Here is a 16,913-nt window from a genome sequence, read left to right as displayed (position 1 = left end):
CCACCGCGCCCCCGGCCTCGCCCAGAGGGGACGGGGCGCACCGCCCATGTGCCTGGGGCGCCCTGTGCATCAAAGCGCATCAAAGCGCGTCAAGGTGCGGCCCCTGCGTGCGGTGCCCTGGGCACGGTGGCGGCAACGGCCAGGCCAGCGCATTCAGGTGACGCCAGCCTCCGGTCAGGCAGGCCTCAGGCGCGGCGCAGTTCTTTCCAGGTCAGCATGCGCTGTTGGTCCTCGTCCCACAGCGCCAGCGCGTAGCACCCCATCAGGGCCCGGGGTGTGGGCACCAGGCGGGGCGTCTGCTGAAACTCCCGGAAGTCCCGCCACACCGCGGGCAGGCGGTAAAACGGGATCGCTTCGTGGTGGTGGTGGATGGCGTGGTAGCCGATGTTGCCCAGCAGCACATGCAGCCAGGTGGGGCAGTCCAGTTGCGAGGAGCACGTCACTGGCGCCGGGGTGCCGCGGCCTTCGCGCTGCTTTTGGTAGGTGACGGTGGGGAAGTTGTGCTGCACAAAAAACAGCACCGACCCAATGAAGGCCGCGATCGCCAGCGGCAGCAGCAGGCCTCGGCACCACGGGCCCAGCGCGTCCAGCGACAGCGCCCAGCCCAGCAGACCCGCGTGCAAACCCAGCGACACCGCCGCGTCCCAGTGGGTGCGCGGCTGGCGCAGCAGCGGTGCCAGCACCATGCCAATGCCAAACACCGTGAACAAGCCCAGCAAGGCGTTCAACGGGTGGCGAATCCAGCGGTAAGCCGCTTTTTGCAGCACCGTGCTGCGACGCCAGCGCGGCACCGTCCAGACCGGGAAGGACCCAATCTGCGCGCTGCGGTGCAGGCCCGTGCGGCGGTGGTGGTAGGTGTGGCTTTGGCGCCAGACGCTGACCGGCGTCAGCATCACCACCCCCAAGCCCCAAAACAGGCGCCGGGCCCAGCGGGCCTTGCGCAAGAAGGCGCCATGCACATGGTCATGGAACAGCACAAACACCCGCGTGGTGCCCAGCCCGGCCAGCAGCGTCATGAGGTACGCCAGGGGGCCTTGCCACACCGCGGCGAGCACGGCGGTGCCCAGGGTCCAGGTCAAAGTCACGGTCAGTTCGGTCAGCGAGCGACGCACATCCTCCTGCGCATAGGGCTTGAGGTCTTTTCTGGAGGGCAGTTGCATCAGGGGGAAAAACGTTGAGAGGGGGCTGTCGCTCGACAGGCGGGCCGGAAACCGGGCCCGCGAGGATACCCGATGCGCGTACTGCCGCAGGGTTTGAGCAGCTGTCCAGGGGCCTGAGCCCCCCAAACACCGCACAGACCGCCCGCCCATGCGCCCTGCAGGCCCACTGGCCAACCGCCTGGTTGAGGAGGCCCCGCTCACCCGCCCTCACTCAAGGTCACGACCCAGCCCACCGCCACCAAGCATGACCCACCGCCATGCGCAGATCGCGGTGACCGGGGGCCCAGTGGATTTGCTGCATGCGCCGGGGTCACCTGTGCCCCCGGCCCCCACCACCTCAGTTGCGGCCCACCGTGAGGTAGGCGTAGGTGGAGGTGAATTCGTCGCGGTAGCCGGGCACCGCCACGTCGCCCTGCAACGTGTTGTTGTCGTAGCGACGCAGCTTGACGGGGCCCCATCGCTCGGCGTTGCCAAACGTCAGTTGCACCTGCGCACTGCGGTTGGTGTTGTCATCGTTGGATTGAGGGCTTTGCATCTTGCACCCCGAATCGTACTCAGGACAACGCAGGTAGATCGAGAAGAAACGGTTGCCGTTCAGAAACAGAACGGTGTCGTAGCGCACGCCCATGCCCATCGCAAAGTGGCGATACACCAGCAGCGGGAACCAGGGGTGGTTGCGTTTCTTGATCAGCGCCGCCTCTTGGTCGCTCAAGACCCGGTCAGAGAACGCCGCCTGGGTGACCGCGCTCTGCGGTATTTCGATCACCTTGTGGTAGCGCATCTCGTGGATCAACAGGTCGCCAATATTCGCGGCGGTGTAGGCCCGGGCATCGATGTCGAACAACATCGCGCGGCCCTCCTCCGTGATGTCGCGTCGACCGCCCACGGAACGTCCAAACGCATTGCCGCGGCGATCAGCCACGCTGATGCTGGTGTCGCCAGGCGTCAACATGGCACGATCACCCGCGATGGAGCTGAAGCCAATCACCCCAGTCCGCACGCCAAACTGATTGCCAAACTGACGCCGCAACAGGCCTGAGGTGTCGCTTGCCGTGAGGCGCAGCTTGTACTTGCCCCAGTAGGCCTGGCTTTCGTGCTGGTCCTGGCAGCGCAGCACACCGTCTTGGACCGAAATGCGGGCTGGTTTGCTGCCCTCGACCCCGCAACGGGCCAGATTGATGTGCCCCACGGCCCAGTTGGAGCGGCGCTCGGCATCCGGCACATTGAGGTTTTGCAGGGCGCACGCAATCGCCACCGCGCCAGCATCGTCCTTGCCCTCCAGGGCCTTGGGCCACACCGTTTCGGCATAGTCCTTCACCTGCCGCAGCGCCGCGCAGTTGATCATCTCGGCGTTCACCATGCGGTATTTGAGCCCGCCGTCCTGGTCGTAGCGAGCCACCGATCGCCGCGCCGTGGGCAAGTTGGCCACCTTGTCATCGGCCGAACACAGGGTCCACAGATTGACACCGTCAAAGTCCAACACCACTGGGCCGTCGGGCACATTCAGGCCTTTGACCCGGCAGTCGTCACGCCAGGCGCCGTCCGGCAGGGTGCGCAACAGGTCACGGTCGTTGTTGAAATTCAACAAGCCAATCGAGGCCGTCTGCTGCGCCCGGTAGCCCATGACCATCTCGAAGCGGCAGCGCATCTGCAACTCCAGGTCCAGCCGGCTCAGGTCAAAAAACTGTCCGCTGGCGTCGTGGCAGGCGTTGGTGCCGGGCTGGGCGTTGGCGGCTTGGTTGAAGCGCGCAGGCAGGGACGAGGTCAGGTTCTCCCCCGAGTACAAGCGCGTGCGCAAGACCGGAAACTGCTCACGCGCGTAAAACAGCCCGTCGTAAATGTGGGCATAGATGGCCGAGGCGCGCCCCAGATCCCCCATGTGCTTGGCCAGCAAGGCGTTGTACATGGCGTACGAATCGCTGAGCAAGCGCACCTTGGCGTCGGACCGCCCGCGCAGTGCGTTGTTGGGGTACTGCACAGTGGCGGCCTTCAAGGCGACGGCGATCTGCGCGGTCAGCGACGCGACCCCGGTGTCCTCCGTCAGCGCCTCGTGCAGCAGCCGCAACTGGCTCATGCGCTGGTCGTTGTAGATCTGCGCCAGGTTGTCGCTGAGGCAGGTGAAGTTGTAGCTGCGCTTCAGGCCACTGGGGTCGTTCTGCGGCTGCTGAACAAACAGGTCCAGGTAGGCCCGCAGGCTGAGCCCGACCAGGTTGGCGCTGGCCCCATTGGACAGGGTGATGCAGCCGCGGTGGTTTTCGCTCAGCTGGTCCAGCAGATCGGACGAGGCCTCGATGGCCTTGATGGCCGCGTAGAAGTTGTTTTGCGAGCCCACCAGTTGGTTGGCGTTGTAGCGCTCCTGAAACCGGGCCAGCTCGTCGACCAAACCCACAATGACCGCCGTCTGGTTGGCCAGGCGGGTTTCAATCTTGTTGAGTGCATTGCGGGTTTCGCCGCCCGAGGCAAACAGCCGCTTCACATCAGTGGACATGCCCAGAGCCACTTTGAGCAGGTGCAGCGACGCCTGCACCGGGTCGTCCCTGAAAGCGTCCGACTGCACAAAGCCCCGGAACAAGAACGAAGCCCCAAAACCCAGCGGGCCGGTGACCAGCTTCAGCGAGCTGCCACCGGTCGATACGTTGGCCGGGGTGGCCGGGACGTCTGCTGCCTCGAGCACGCCGTCCTCGTAAGGGGCCACGCCCTGGGCCACATCGGCCCGCAGCTTGGCCACCAGCGGGGCGTGCTGGGCCGGGTCCTGCCCGCCCTGCTGCAGGAAGTACCGCCCCAAGGCGTGCATTTCGGTCACCGGATCGGAGTTGGCCCCGGTCAGCACGTTCAGTTGCGTCAAAAACTCAGAGGCCTCAAACGCCGACTGCCCCTGGGTCAACAGGCTGGCCACGTAGTAGCCCGTGCTTTCCAGGTCCAGGATGGTGGCCACATTGAGCACGCCATCGTCGTCACCGTGGCCGATCTCGAACACCCCCGAGCCCAAAAACTGCCCCTGCTCGGACAGCGCATTCAGGCGGTAATACCCGGGCGCCAGGTTGGTTTGCGAGATCGTCGTGCGGCATTGCGAAGCCATGCAACTGAGCGCCTGCTGCGCCACCGGAGCGTCCGCCGTCCCGCTGAGGGGCAGCAGGCGCAACTGCACCCGCTGGTCTGTGGCAACCAGCCCGGCCAAGTCCACGCGCAGGTTGACCGAGCAGTACGTGCCCGAGGCGCACACCGGTGTTGAGGCTTCGCTCGTGGCGCCGCCGCCGCAGGCGCTCAGCCACAAGCTGGTGGTGACGATGGCGGCAGCCGCTGCCAGGCGCCGCTTGAAAATTGGAATGAAGTGCATATCGGCCCTTGGATGGACTCCCTGCGGCCACCCACCCGCCCGTTGTGCCACGGGCAGCGGGGCCTGCATTTTTGAGCCAGCAGCTTAGTCCGCGACGGCTTGCCAAGTTTGCACAACATTACAAACGGGAAACATCTCGCCGCTTGACAGCTTGACAGCTTGGTCGGCAGTCGCTTGCCGGCCCGTTCCCGGGGCCGTGCCCGGGCCAGGGCCGGACCTTGCAAGCCCCTCAACAGCGCACCAGCCGCCGCAACTCGCTGGGCGAAAACCCGCCCGTGGCCTGGCGCACCTGGCGCGTCAGGTGGGCACCGTCGCTGTAGCCATGGCGCGCTGCGATGGTGGTCAGGCTGAGGTCGGTTTCCAGCAGGTCGCGGGTGGCGCCCACCAGGGCGCAGGCGCGCTTCAGGGCCAGCGGGGTCAGGCCGACCTCGTCGAGGCGGCGGGCCAGGGTGCGCGGGTGCAGCGCCAGGTGGCGGGCCAGGTCGGGCACCTGGGCCTCGGGCCGGACCTCAAAAAAGGTGCACGCGTCTTCGACCAGGCTGCCCGCATTCATCAGGCGGGCCAGCTCGCTGAGGCTGGCCGCGCTGCCATCGGGGCGGCTGAGGGGCGCGCGCTCGGCCCGGCGCTGGATCAGGCCTTGCAAGATCTCGATCCACACATGGGTCATCAGCTCCAGCGTGCGGTCGGCCTGCTGCTGCTCGAACCGAAACACGCAGTGCAAGCCGTCGCCCTGCCCTTGCAGCATGGACGGCGCCTGCACATTGCCGTGCGTGTTGTAGGCGTTCCACATGTCCACCAGCGCCTGCCGCGACGCCAGGCGCCTGAACACCTGCGCCGTGGGGCCCACGTCCAGGGCCAACAGACCGCGCAGGTCCTGCGTCACCGCCGCCTGGCCAGGCACCCGCCCCAGCCGCGTGACGGCCTGCGCCACCCGCTGCGCGGGCAGGTCGCACTGCAGCACGGCCGCCACCGCGTCGGCAAACGACGGCGGTGGGGCCGCGCCGGCCTGCTGCTCCAGCACGCGGGGAATGGCCTGGTAGGACATGGTGGGCTCAGGTCACTGGGGGACTGGTTGGATCACGTCGGGTCGCGCTCGGTCACCGTGGGGCACGCGGGCTTGCATCCGGCGCGCGCCTCAGCGCGGCGACGGCAAGTCGCCCGTCAGGTAGTCACGGCTGAAGCGGTGCACCTGCTCGCTGCGCGCGGCCTCGGCCAGCGGCCACCAGCGCCAGTCCTGGTGCTGGGCGTCGCGGCTTGGGGGCTCAAAACCCGCAGGCACATGCAGCACATGCGCCAACACCACGTAATGGGTCGACACACCGGGCTGCCCGCTGAAGCTGTCGTCATAAAAGTGCTCGTAACTGCCCAGCCACTGGGGCTGCACCTGGCCGCGGCCCAGTGCGTCGCCCAGGCCCAGCTCGGTCTGGGCAATGCGCTGCAGCGCGGCCTGCATGCGTTCGTTCTTGTAGATGCGCCCCCCGGGCACAAACCAGTAGCCCTGCGCAGGCCGGTTGCTGCGCAAACCCAGCAGCACCTCGCGCTGGTCACGCACCAGCACCAGGTCCATGGACACCAGGGGGCTGGCCGCCACCACGGTGGTGAAGGTGGGCAAATCAAGGTGGCCCACCACAGGGGCCGTCGCAAGAAGCTCAGTCATGGTTTGAAGCTGTGAATACGTTACGAAATATGTGAGAGTTCAGCAAGACTGGCCCGAACTGTGAGTCCATACACAAACATTTTGCAACAAACCACATTAATTTCATATTCAAACACACAATTTCACAGCATTAAAAAACTCATCAACCACAAATCCCAGAAAAATGAAAACAACATTAATAAAGTGACTTACTCAACCGAGGGAAAAATGAAAAAACAAAGTACAACATCACAGAAAAAACCGAAGAAACCAAAAAAACCTCGAATCGCGAAAAATAAGAAAAACCATTTAGGAAAAGAATACCCAATGGGTGAGAAAAGTAAATAAAATTCGGGAGCCTAGCATGGAAAAAAGAATGGCGAAAATCAATAGAGAGAGTACAACAAAAAATAACAGGACATAGCAAAAACAATGTCAAATACATGTCCACAGCGTCACTAACCCCAAGAATGTGCCTCACACAATAGACCTCAATAACATAAAGACAAGAAAATAAGGTCAGAAACAAAAAACGATTATTTTTTAAGAAACTCGCAAAATCTACGTGCTGCCTATACAAGAATCCCAATCCAAACATAGGAATTCCAAAAAAAATGAAATTTCTATAAAACCAATAAGGAAAGTTTTTTCCACTTAAAACAGAATAGTACTGAAAAAATACACCAACAACATACAAAAAAAATAAACAAAAAAGCTTCCACCGCAGTCCAATCTGAGAGCAAAAATAACAAAACACTCCAGAAAAAATCAAGGCAGAGACATACCACAAATGCCAATAGCCAACAACTAACTCTTTAATCAATCGAACAAACCCCTTATCAAGCTGATCAATAAAATAAAATGGAGAATAGACAACCATCCAAAAAAGATACAACTTAACTAGCCGCAAAGCCCAACTTTTCAACTTTAGAAGCGAATTAACAGCATCTACAAAAAAGAACCCACCAATAACAAAAAAAATAGGAACCGCAATCCTAAAGAGACCATTGACCAAATAAAAAGAAAGATCTCTATTAACATCAAAAAACACACTCGAATGAAGAGCAACCACCATTAGAGCCAAAAGCAATTTTAAAAAATCAAGAGACCCATACCTCATAAAAATTCCAGTCAGCAAAAATAAAATATAGAGTAATTCACGCCAAATGGTGATTCTCAGCGATGTGATCGCTGCTGCCAGCGCCAGGCCCCCGTGCACATCTCCGCCAAGCCCAACTCGGCCTGCCAGCCCAGGGCGTGCTGCGCGCGGCGGGTGTCGGCAAACCAACAGGCGGCGTCGCCCAAGCGTCGCGGCGCCACCTGGTAGGGCACGCGCTGACCGGTGTGTTGCTCAAAAGCCTGCAGCAACTGCAACACCGACACGCCCTGCCCCCGCCCCAGGTTCAGCACCTGGTACCGCTGGGGCCAAGCGGCTGCGGCTGAAGCTGCGGCAGGCCCATCGGCACGGGGGACAGCACCTTGTCCGCTACTGCCATCCACCTCGGGCGACAGCATTTGACGCAGCGCCGCCAGGTGGCCCTGGCCCAGATCCATGACGTGGATGTAGTCGCGCACTCCGGTGCCGTCGGGCGTGGGGTAGTCGTTGCCAAACAGGCTCAAGGGCGGGCGCTGCCTGGCAGCGGCCTGGGCCATCACTGTCAGCAGGTTGAGCGTCTGGCCACGGGGCGCCTCGCCCAGCAGGCCGCTGGGGTGGGCCCCCACGGGGTTGAAGCAGCGCAAGCTGGTGATGCGCCAGTCCGGGTGGCTGGCGGCCACATCGGTCAGGATCTGTTCCACCATGACCTTGGTGCGGGCCTCAGGGCTCAGCGGAGCCAACGGGGCGTTTTCGTCCAGGCAGGTCTGGCTGGGGTTGCCATACACCGTGGACGAGGATGAGAACACCAGGCGGCGCAAACCGGCGCGCTGCATGGCCTGCAACAGGCTGAGGGTGCCGGACACGTTGCTGTCGTAATACAGGCTGGGCTGCGCCCCCCCCTCGCCCACCGCCTTGAGGCTGGCGGCATGCACCACCGCTTGAATGGGGTAGCGGGCCAGCAGGTCGTCCAGCAAAGTCCCGTCGCGCACATCGCCCTGCACCCACACGGGGGCCGAGCCGGTGATGCGCGTCAGCGCCTGCACAGTGGAGGCCGGGCTGTTGGCCAGGTTGTCCAGCAACACACAGCGCCAACCGGCCTGGGCCAAGGCGACGGCGGTGTGGCTGGCGATGTAACCGGTGCCCCCGGTCAGCAGGATCATGGGTGCCACTCAGGTGGCAGGGTCCGCGTAACCGTTGGGGTTGCGGTGCTGCCAACGCCAACTGTCCTCGCACATTTCTTTGAGTCCGCGCTTGGCCTTCCAGCCCAAGACACGGTTGGCCAAACTGGGGTCGGCGTAATAGCTGGCCAGGTCCCCTGCTCGACGCGGAGCAACTTTGTAGGGGACCTTTTGCCCCGTGTGCTGTTCGAAAGCCTGCACCATTTGCAACACCGAGATGCCCTGCCCCGTGCCCAGGTTGACCATCAAGCAGTTGCTGCCCGACGGTTCGCCTTGCAGGTAGCGCAGCGCAGCCAAGTGCCCATCGGCCAGATCCATGACGTGGATGTAGTCACGCACGCCCGTCCCGTCAGGGGTGGGGTAATCGTTGCCAAACACGTTCAACTCGGGCCGCCGTCCCACGGCCACCTGGCCAATGAAGGGCATCAGGTTGCCAGGCACACCACGGGGGTCTTCACCCATCAAGCCGCTGGTGTGCGCCCCCACCGGGTTGAAGTAACGCAGGCAGGCCACACGCCAGTCTGCATGGGCGGCCGCCACATCACGCAAGATGTATTCGACCATCAACTTGCTTTGACCGTAGGGGTTGATGGGCGACAGTGGTGCCGACTCATTGAGCGGCGATGCGTCGCTGTTGCCGTACACCGTGGCCGATGAAGAAAACACAAACTGTTTGACGCCTGCGCGCTCCATGGCGCGAATCAAGGTAATCGTCCCCGACACATTGTTGTCGTAATACAGCGCAGGGTCGGCCACTGAATCACCCACCGCCTTGAGCCCAGCAAAGTGAATCACACCGGTGATGGGATAGCGCGAAAACAAATCGTCCAGGGTGGCCGCATCACGCACGTCACCTTGCACAAAAATGGGGCTGATGCCCCCCAACACCCCCATGCGGGCCAACACGCCCGGCTGGCTGTTGCAAAAGTTGTCGAGCACCACATACGGGATGCCGGCCTGCGCCAACGCCACCCCGGTGTGGCTGGCAATGTAGCCCGCGCCGCCAGTCAACAAAATCATGAACCACTCCCTCTGATAACGCTTATTTTTACGGATTCACCATCACCCCGGTTTTGAATGGTCCGGGGCCAGGTGCACGCAAGCCCTGCGACAGGCTTGGTACCACCCACCACCAAGCAAAGCGCGGGCCACCAGACCCTGCGCTTGCTTCATGCCTTACAGCGGCTCGGGCTTGCCAAAGAAATAGCCCTGCCCTGCGTCGTAGGTGCCCACCAGGCGGCGGGCCTTTTCTTCGGTGTCCACGCCTTGGGCAATGACCTGCACATCCATCGACCGGGCCAGCGACGCAATCGAGTTGACCCAATCGGCGGCGGTCTGCTCGCCGTCGACCTCGTGCGACAACACGCTGTCGAGCTTGACGTAGTCAGGCGGCAACTGGCGCAGCACGCGGGTGGACACGCGGTCCAGGCCCAGGCGGTCAATGCCAAAGCGCGCGCCCTGGCTGCGCACCATGCTGGCAAAGGCGCGCGAGGCGTCCACGTCTTGCGACACGCCAAAGCAGCTCATCTCAAACGACAGCAGCTTGGCCTTGGTGCCCTGTTCGCGCAGCACGCCGCGCAGCCATTCGACAAACGAGCGCTGGCAAACGCTTTGCAGCGACACGTTGATGGCCATCGGGGTGGCGTCGCTGGCTTGCAGGCGGGCGCAGGCCAGTAGCACCACGGCGCGGTCCACCTCGGGCATCAGCTTGTGGCGGGTGGCCATGGGCACAAAGCTGGCGGCGGGCACCATGGCGTTGTCCTCGTCCAGCAGACGCGCCATCAGCTCGATGTGCACGAGGGTCTGGTCGCTCAGGTGCACCACGGGCTGGGCCAGCAGGCGCCAACGGTTGTCGTTGAGGGCGTGCTGAATCAGCGCACGCCAGCGCTCGGACCCCAGGGCGTCTTGTTCGGACACCAGGTGGTTGCTGGCAAACATGGTGTTGCGGCCCGACTGGCGTGCGGCCTCGATGGCCAGGTCCAGGCGGGCCATCAAGTGGCCCTTGGACTCGCCCACCTTGAAGGGCACCGCCCCCACGCTGCACGACACCCCCTCGTCCTGCACCCCGGCAAACACCTCCTCGAGGTTGCTGAGCAGCTCTTGGCACCAGGACTTGCCCTCGTCAAAGTTGACGTCCATCAGCACGAAGCCAAACGACGACCCTCCCAAGCGCGCGCGAATGCTGGCCGAATTGGTCAGCACCACACCGCTGATGCGCGCCACCGCCTGCAGCAGGGCATTGCCGCGCTGGTAGCTGACGCCGGTGTTCAGCTCTTTGAGGCCATTGATCTCCAGGCCAATCACCATGCCGTGGGCAACAGGGTCGGGGCCGGTCAACAACTCGCCCAAGTGCAGGTCAAAACTGCGACGGTTGTCCAGGCCGGTCAGCTCGTCGTGCAGCACCTGCTTGCGAAAAGCCTCGGCCTTGGCGGTCTCGGTGTCCAGAATCTCGGCAATGCGGCGCGACATGTCGTTCATGGCGCGCACCACGCGGGCCAATTCACGGGCGGCGGGCTTGGTCAGAATCTGCTCAAAGCGGCGCTCTTGCACCGCGCGGGCCGAGCGCTCGATGGCGTACAGCGGGTTCAAAATCACCTGCAACAGCAAATGCGACAGCAGTAGTGCCACGCCATAGGCCAGCGTGACCCAAATCGCCACCTCGCGGGCCGAGTTCCACAGGTATTGGTAAGCGTGCTCGGGCTGGCTTTGCACCACCACCCGGCCCAGTTGCCGCCAGCCCGCGCTGACAAAAGCCTCGCCACCGGGCGGGGCCAGGGGGAAGGCGTTGGTGAACCATTCAGGCACATTGGCCACCTTGGCTGGCAACTCGCGCTCGACCAGCACCTTGCCTTTGGTGTCGGTGACAACGATGCGCTTGAAAAACCCCCGGTCAAAGAAACTGGACACATTCAACTCGGCCAGCACGGCATCGTCGCGCGACAGCGACTGGGCCAAAGGCACCGACAAGGCCGTGGCCGCGTCTTGCGCGTGCGAGGCCAGTTGCTGCTCAAGGTAGTCGCGTGTGCCCCGCACGCTGAACACCAGCAATCCAATCAAAATGCAAATGAAGACCGCCGAAATGGCCAACATGATCTGACGACGCAAGGTCATGTCAATGCTCCCCCGTGTGTCGGCCCGAAGGCAAGGTATACGCCACCCAGCCCATGGCCAGGATGACCATCAGCGTCAGCACATTGGCTGGCAGCTGCAAATTGAAGTCGACCCAACTGTGAATGGCAATGGACACAATCGCCATCATCACGCCAAAGGCAATGCCCCGCGGCAATGAGGTACGGCGCTTGGCCAGCGTGCGCGCTGCCGCATAAAAAGTGACCAGCACAAAAGCCCCCAGTAGCCCCAAACCCACCAAACCATAATCTGCCGCCAGCTCAACATAATCATTGTGAGCGTGGTCAAAATAAACTTTGTCGGTGGCGCGGTAACGCATGAAGCTGCCATAAAAGCTGCCCCCGCCGGTGCCAAACAAAGGAAAGTCGCGCACCAAGTCCAATGCGGCCATGGCGGCCTGCTGGCGCTGTTCGATGGATTCTTCAGCCCCACCACCATCGATGGTGGCTGCGGTCTCTTGCACCCGGTTCACCACCTTCTCCAGCCCCACCCAAGAGCCCACCACCACCACGTCCACCACGATCAAGCTGATGATCAAGGTCACCATGGCCGGTGCGGACCGGCGCGTCAGCGCCAAGGCAATCAAACCCACCACCACCAGGGCGGCAAAAAAGCCCGCATTGCCCATGCGCGACCGGGTCAGCACCAGGGCGATCACCATCACCACCAGCAACATGCGCAGGCGCATCTTGGGGCTGAGCACAAACTGCAGCATGCGGCCGACCACGTGCTTCCAGCCCGAGCCTTGAGAGTGGTCATTGCCCAGGCGGGCCAGCATCAAGCCCACACCCACCGACAAGCACAGCTCCATGTAGCCCGCAAAGTGGTTGTGGTAGCCGAACGAGCCCTTGGTGCGGTCGTGCAGCACATCAAAGAAATAGATCTGGTAGTGCGCGGTGGCCGAGAACAACATCACCGCCAACACCGCCTGCAACACCCCAGCCACCACCAGGCCCATGGCCAACTGGTCCAGCCGGGCCCGGTCGCGCACGGTCAGCAGCACCAGCAAAAAGGCGCAGAAATACCCGGTCGACAAAGCCGCGTAAATGCGGGTCTGAAACACATCCAGCGACAGGCGGAATGGCGCCACGCCATCCAACACCCGCCACGCCTCGGGCGACAGCGCCTTGACCCAGGCCTCAGGCAGCTGCAGGGTCTGAAACCAGACCAGCAGCACAAAGGCCCCCAGCATCATCAAGGGCCACTTGAACAGCGCCACCCGCTGCCAGGCGGCATCGGCCTGACCCCGCCAAGCCCACAGGGCCCCCGCCAGCAACACAAACACCCAAAACACCAAAATGCCAATCGCAAAGGTGCGGTTGCTGCCCAAAGGCAAGGGCGCCCAAACCAGCAAGGCCAACAGGCCCCAAAACACCCACGCGTCTCGCACAGGCTGTGCGTCATCGGGGTCGTAAGGTGGGGTGCTGCCCCCGCCCCGGCTTCTGCTCTTTGTTGTCAATGCCATCCCTGACCTGTTAATTATTTGTTCGACTTTGCTCTGTTCTACTTCGATGGGTACCCGCTTGAACGCGCCGTTGACTGGGTGACTGACAACATCACGCCAACACCGAGTGGTGAACCCCGGGCCAGCTGGATAAAGCCGATACCGATTAGTCTAGCGTTGCCCACCCATTCACCAGAATCCGAGCAAAAAAAAAGGCAGCGCGAAGCTACCTTTTATGAAGCGAGCCCTGAGGCCGGCTTAGCTGCGGCTGCCGCCGCCGCCGCCGCCACCAGCCGAAGTGGAGGCAGGAGCCGACGAGAAGCTGCTGGCACCCGACGAGGTGCCACCGCCGTCACCAGCACCAGCGCCGGTGGCGCCGCCGCTGGCAGTGGCTGCCGTCACGGTGGTGGTGCTGGCACCGGCACCGATGGCTGCAGTGGTGATCACGCTGGTGGGCACGCCAGCGGCCTTGGCAGCAGCGGCAACAGCCGTCACCACCGAATCAGCGCCTTGACCGGCAGCCACCACAGCAGCCACGACGGCAGCTGCGTTCTGGCCAGCGGCCAGCAGGGCCGTGGTGATGGCGCCGGGTGACACGCCTGCAGCCAGGGCGGCAGCGGCGATGGCTTCAGCCGAAGCGCCTTGCGCGATCATGGTCTTGACTTCAGCCTCTGCAGCCGTGGCAGACATGCCCGGTGCGAAAGCAGCGAAAGCGGAGACGCCAAGAGCGGCAATGCTCACAGCGATCAGGGACTTCTTGATGAGATTGCTCATGATGACCTCTCTGTTGGAATTACGAGTAGCACAAGTTTAACAAAGCCGTTCGCTCGCAACAACTTTTTTGTGCAGCGCATCAAGCCACCCAAAGTGGTGATCTGATCAAAATGCCGATAGAAAGCACACCATTTTGGTGATTATCAAAATAATTGTCGCCAAATTGAATTCAAGCCGACAGAGATCTGTCACATGCATCACTTGGTCACGCAAGCAAGCGTTAGAGGGTTGCGGCCCCAGACGGGCTACCGGCGCCCCAACGTCGAACGAAAAGCTTCCTGGGCGTTGCATCGCCCCCTGCAACTGAACCTGACGGGCTGGTCTGCAGGTGCGACTTGCCCGCAACACCACCGTTAGACAGGCCCCAATTCCTAGGGTTTGTATGTAAAACCGCACACCCCTTGGCGATAATGTGTGTTTGTAAAGCAACCAAGTCAGGGACCCGAGGGATGAGTTCTACAGAACAAGCAAACAAACGTGTCTATGTGGCTGGCCACCGCGGCTTGGTCGGGTCGGCACTGGTCAGGCAACTGGCGGCACAGGGCCAAAACGTCATCGCCCGCACCCACGCCGAACTGGACTTGACCCAAGCGGACCAGGTGGAGGCCTTCTTTGCTAAAGAGAAGCCCACCCATGTCTACTTGGCGGCAGCCAAAGTGGGCGGCATTGTGGCCAACAACACCTACCCCGCAGAGTTCATCCGCGACAACCTGGCCATCCAGACCAACGTCATCCATTCGGCGTGGCGCCATGGCGTGGAGCGCTTGTTGTTCTTGGGGTCCAGCTGCATTTACCCGCGTGAATGCCCCCAACCCATGCGTGAAGAGCACCTGTTGACCGGCCCGCTGGAGCCCACCAACCGCCCGTACGCGCTGGCCAAGATTGCTGGCATTGAGATGTGCTCCGCCTACAACCGCCAGTACGGCACCCGATTCCTGGCCGCCATGCCCACCAACCTGTACGGACCTGGCGACAACTACAACCTGCAAAACAGCCATGTGCTGCCGGCGTTGATTCGCAAGTTTCATGAGGCCAAGCTGCGCGGCGATGCCCAAGTGCCTGCCTGGGGCACGGGCACCCCGTTGCGCGAGTTTTTATACAGCGACGACATGGCCGACGCCTGCGTTTACTTGATGGGCTTGCCTGACGACCGATTTGACAGTTTGTTGTCGGTATACCCGCCCCTGGTCAACGTGGGCTGTGGCAATGACTTGAGCATCAAAGACCTGACCCAACTGGTTAGCGAGGTGGTGGGCTACACCGGCGAGGTGGTTTGGGACACCACCAAACCTGACGGCACCCCCCGCAAGCTGATGGACGTGGGCCGGCTGACCAGCATGGGCTGGTCGCCCAAGGTGGACCTGCGCGCTGGTATCGGCCTTGCTTACGCTGACTTCTTGAAGCGCCAAGCCGAAGGCGCGTTTCGCGACTGATCAAAGGCTGTAGCGGCCCAGCACAGCAGCACTATCTAACGAATACCTTCAAATTCAATCAGAGAGAAAACCAAAATGAGCAATCAGGGTCAACCTACCACCACCGCCAACGCCCGCAAAGTGGCGCTGATCACCGGCGTGACCGGTCAAGACGGGTCTTATCTGGCCGAACTGCTGCTGGAAAAAGGCTACGAGGTGCACGGCATCAAGCGCCGCAGCAGCTTGTTCAACACCGACCGCATCGACCACTTGTACCAAGACCCGCATGAAACGGGCCGCAAGTTCATCCTGCACCATGGTGACCTGACTGATTCGACCAGCCTGATCCGCATCATCCAGCAAGTGCAGCCGGACGAGATTTACAACTTGGCCGCCCAAAGCCACGTGGCCGTCAGCTTTGAAGAACCCGAATACACCGCCAATGCAGACGGCATTGGCGCACTGCGCATCTTGGAAGCCATCCGAATCCTGAAGCTGGAGAAGAAAACCCGCTTCTACCAAGCCAGCACCAGCGAGTTGTATGGCTTGGTGCAAGAGATCCCGCAAAAGGAAACCACCCCCTTCTACCCGCGCAGCCCCTACGCTGTGGCCAAGCTGTATGCCTACTGGATCACGGTGAACTACCGTGAGGCCTACGGCATTTATGCCTGCAACGGTATCTTGTTCAACCACGAAAGCCCCGTGCGTGGCGAAACCTTCGTCACCCGCAAGATCACCCGCGCCATTGCCCGCATTGCCCTGGGCCTGCAAGACTGCCTGTACCTGGGCAACATGAGCGCTTTGCGTGACTGGGGCCACGCGAAAGACTACGTCGAAATGCAGTGGCTGATGCTGCAGCAACAACAAGCCGAAGACTTTGTCATTGCCACGGGCGTGCAGTACAGCGTTCGTCAGTTTGTAGAGTTTGCCGCCGCAGAACTGGGTGTGAAACTGCGTTTTGAAGGCGAAGGTGAAGCAGAGATCGGTATTGTGGAATCAGTCACTGGCGACAAGGCCAAGTGCAAGGTCGGTGATGTGGTCGTGCGTGTTGATCCTCGCTACTACCGTCCCACTGAAGTAGAAACCCTGCTGGGTGACCCATCGAATGCACATGCAAAACTCGGATGGAAGCCGAAGATTACCCTGGCAGAACTGGTCAAGGAAATGGTTCTCTCCGACTACGAATCGGCACGCAAGGATGCCTTGGTGAAGATGGCAGGATTTAAGGCGTACAACCATCACGAATAAAAAACACCTTGGAAACAATGCCAGCCTCAGATGAGATTTGCATCTCTGATGTATTGACCCAGTGATTTCCTGCTCAGGTGTTATCGTTGAAAGGAAACACAGATGAGCACCCTGATGGAAGACGACATCAAGCGTTGGACGGCCAAGAGAAAGACGGCTTTGGTCCTAGACATCATTCAAGGCAAGACCACGGTCTCTGAGGCCAGTCGGGCCTACGACCTCAACCCTTCTGAGGTTGAACAGTGGGTCGATGAAGGCAAGCGCGGCATGGAGAACGCGCTGCGCAGCAAGCCTCTGGAAATCAAAGAGCAGTACGAACGCCAGCTCAGTGATCTGCAGCAAGCCTACGGCGAAGCAATGTTGGAGCTGCGCGCTCGAAAAAAGCTGGCCTCCCTGCTGGGCAACGAGGACGAGAAATGATCCTCAGCCTTCAGCAGGGATTGGCTGAAGACGGGATTGTGGTCAGCCTCGTGAAGCTTTGCCAGTGGTTCCAGATCCC

General features: G+C 61.5%; 13 protein-coding genes. 3 read left to right on the top strand and 10 right to left on the bottom strand.

From position 1 onward, the window contains the following. Positions 1–185: 185 nt before the first annotated feature. The 10 genes from PSQ40_RS19990 to PSQ40_RS19945 form a co-directional block, all read right to left on the bottom strand. Positions 186–1,160, bottom strand: a complete 975-nt coding sequence (locus tag PSQ40_RS19990) for a fatty acid desaturase family protein (protein WP_273953651.1) — start codon at positions 1,158–1,160, stop codon at positions 186–188. A 337-nt stretch (positions 1,161–1,497) separates the two neighbouring features. Beyond that, positions 1,498–4,497: a hypothetical protein gene (locus tag PSQ40_RS19985; RefSeq protein ID WP_273953650.1), complete on the bottom strand. Its 3,000-nt coding sequence runs from the start codon at positions 4,495–4,497 to the stop codon at positions 1,498–1,500. Positions 4,498–4,726: 229 nt separating this feature from the next. Beyond that, positions 4,727–5,542 (bottom strand): helix-turn-helix transcriptional regulator, encoded by an 816-nt coding sequence (locus PSQ40_RS19980; RefSeq protein WP_273953649.1) that lies wholly within the window; start codon positions 5,540–5,542, stop codon positions 4,727–4,729. A 90-nt stretch (positions 5,543–5,632) separates the two neighbouring features. Then, the gene (locus PSQ40_RS19975; RefSeq protein ID WP_273953648.1) at positions 5,633–6,154 is read right to left on the bottom strand and encodes a GDP-mannose mannosyl hydrolase; all 522 of its coding nucleotides are present in this window, start codon (positions 6,152–6,154) and stop codon (positions 5,633–5,635) included. Between the two features lie 175 nt (positions 6,155–6,329). Continuing rightward, positions 6,330–7,421: an acyltransferase family protein gene (locus tag PSQ40_RS19970; protein WP_273953647.1), complete on the bottom strand. Its 1,092-nt coding sequence runs from the start codon at positions 7,419–7,421 to the stop codon at positions 6,330–6,332. Further along, positions 7,310–8,389 (bottom strand): UDP-glucose 4-epimerase GalE, encoded by a 1,080-nt coding sequence (gene galE, locus PSQ40_RS19965; protein WP_273953646.1) that lies wholly within the window; start codon positions 8,387–8,389, stop codon positions 7,310–7,312. Before galE (PSQ40_RS19965) ends, PSQ40_RS19970 begins: the two co-directional genes overlap by 112 nt. Positions 8,390–8,398: 9 nt before the next feature. Then, the gene (gene galE, locus PSQ40_RS19960; RefSeq protein ID WP_273953645.1) at positions 8,399–9,427 is read right to left on the bottom strand and encodes a UDP-glucose 4-epimerase GalE; all 1,029 of its coding nucleotides are present in this window, start codon (positions 9,425–9,427) and stop codon (positions 8,399–8,401) included. A gap of 156 nt (positions 9,428–9,583) precedes the next feature. Continuing rightward, the gene (locus PSQ40_RS19955) at positions 9,584–11,518 is read right to left on the bottom strand and encodes a bifunctional diguanylate cyclase/phosphodiesterase (protein WP_273953644.1); all 1,935 of its coding nucleotides are present in this window, start codon (positions 11,516–11,518) and stop codon (positions 9,584–9,586) included. 1 nt (position 11,519) lies between these two features. Then, a complete protein-coding gene (locus PSQ40_RS19950; RefSeq protein WP_273953643.1) occupies positions 11,520–12,926 on the bottom strand; it encodes an O-antigen ligase family protein in 1,407 nt (468 codons plus the stop codon). Positions 12,927–13,238: 312 nt separating this feature from the next. Continuing rightward, positions 13,239–13,754 carry a hypothetical protein gene (locus tag PSQ40_RS19945; RefSeq protein ID WP_273953642.1) on the bottom strand — a complete coding sequence of 172 codons (516 nt, stop codon included), beginning with the start codon at positions 13,752–13,754 and terminating at the stop codon, positions 13,239–13,241. A 449-nt stretch (positions 13,755–14,203) separates the two neighbouring features. Between PSQ40_RS19945 and PSQ40_RS19940 the strand changes: the two genes are divergently transcribed. The 3 genes from PSQ40_RS19940 to PSQ40_RS19930 all read left to right on the top strand — a co-directional run bounded on the left by PSQ40_RS19940 (position 14,204) and on the right by PSQ40_RS19930 (position 16,834). Then, entirely contained in the window at positions 14,204–15,187 is a 984-nt protein-coding gene (locus PSQ40_RS19940; RefSeq protein WP_273953641.1) for a GDP-L-fucose synthase family protein, read from the top strand. Between the two features lie 75 nt (positions 15,188–15,262). Continuing rightward, positions 15,263–16,414: a GDP-mannose 4,6-dehydratase gene (gmd, locus tag PSQ40_RS19935; protein WP_273953640.1), complete on the top strand. Its 1,152-nt coding sequence runs from the start codon at positions 15,263–15,265 to the stop codon at positions 16,412–16,414. Positions 16,415–16,516: 102 nt separating this feature from the next. Next, positions 16,517–16,834 (top strand): DUF1153 domain-containing protein, encoded by a 318-nt coding sequence (locus PSQ40_RS19930; protein WP_027476790.1) that lies wholly within the window; start codon positions 16,517–16,519, stop codon positions 16,832–16,834. Positions 16,835–16,913: the final 79 nt, after the last annotated feature.

The sequence above is a fragment of the Curvibacter cyanobacteriorum genome (assembly GCF_028649475.1).
In the GTDB taxonomy this organism is placed as follows: domain Bacteria; phylum Pseudomonadota; class Gammaproteobacteria; order Burkholderiales; family Burkholderiaceae_C; genus Curvibacter; species Curvibacter cyanobacteriorum.
Note: the sequence above shows the minus strand (reverse complement) of the source record. Positions and strands in the feature narration are given on the sequence as shown.

Excerpts from the sequence above, each read along its gene's own strand:
- PSQ40_RS19930 (WP_027476790.1), top strand. The coding sequence starts at position 16,517 with ATGAGCACCCTGATGGAAGACGACATCAAGCGTTGGACGGCCAAGAGA.
- PSQ40_RS19980 (WP_273953649.1), bottom strand. The coding sequence starts at position 5,542 with ATGTCCTACCAGGCCATTCCCCGCGTGCTGGAGCAGCAGGCCGGCGCG.
- gmd (WP_273953640.1), top strand. The coding sequence starts at position 15,263 with ATGAGCAATCAGGGTCAACCTACCACCACCGCCAACGCCCGCAAAGTG.
- PSQ40_RS19990 (WP_273953651.1), bottom strand. The coding sequence starts at position 1,160 with ATGCAACTGCCCTCCAGAAAAGACCTCAAGCCCTATGCGCAGGAGGAT.
- PSQ40_RS19985 (WP_273953650.1), bottom strand. The coding sequence starts at position 4,497 with ATGCACTTCATTCCAATTTTCAAGCGGCGCCTGGCAGCGGCTGCCGCC.
- PSQ40_RS19955 (WP_273953644.1), bottom strand. The coding sequence starts at position 11,518 with ATGACCTTGCGTCGTCAGATCATGTTGGCCATTTCGGCGGTCTTCATT.
- galE (WP_273953645.1), bottom strand. The coding sequence starts at position 9,427 with ATGATTTTGTTGACTGGCGGCGCGGGCTACATTGCCAGCCACACCGGG.
- PSQ40_RS19940 (WP_273953641.1), top strand. The coding sequence starts at position 14,204 with ATGAGTTCTACAGAACAAGCAAACAAACGTGTCTATGTGGCTGGCCAC.
- galE (WP_273953646.1), bottom strand. The coding sequence starts at position 8,389 with ATGATCCTGCTGACCGGGGGCACCGGTTACATCGCCAGCCACACCGCC.
- PSQ40_RS19975 (WP_273953648.1), bottom strand. The coding sequence starts at position 6,154 with ATGACTGAGCTTCTTGCGACGGCCCCTGTGGTGGGCCACCTTGATTTG.
- PSQ40_RS19945 (WP_273953642.1), bottom strand. The coding sequence starts at position 13,754 with ATGAGCAATCTCATCAAGAAGTCCCTGATCGCTGTGAGCATTGCCGCT.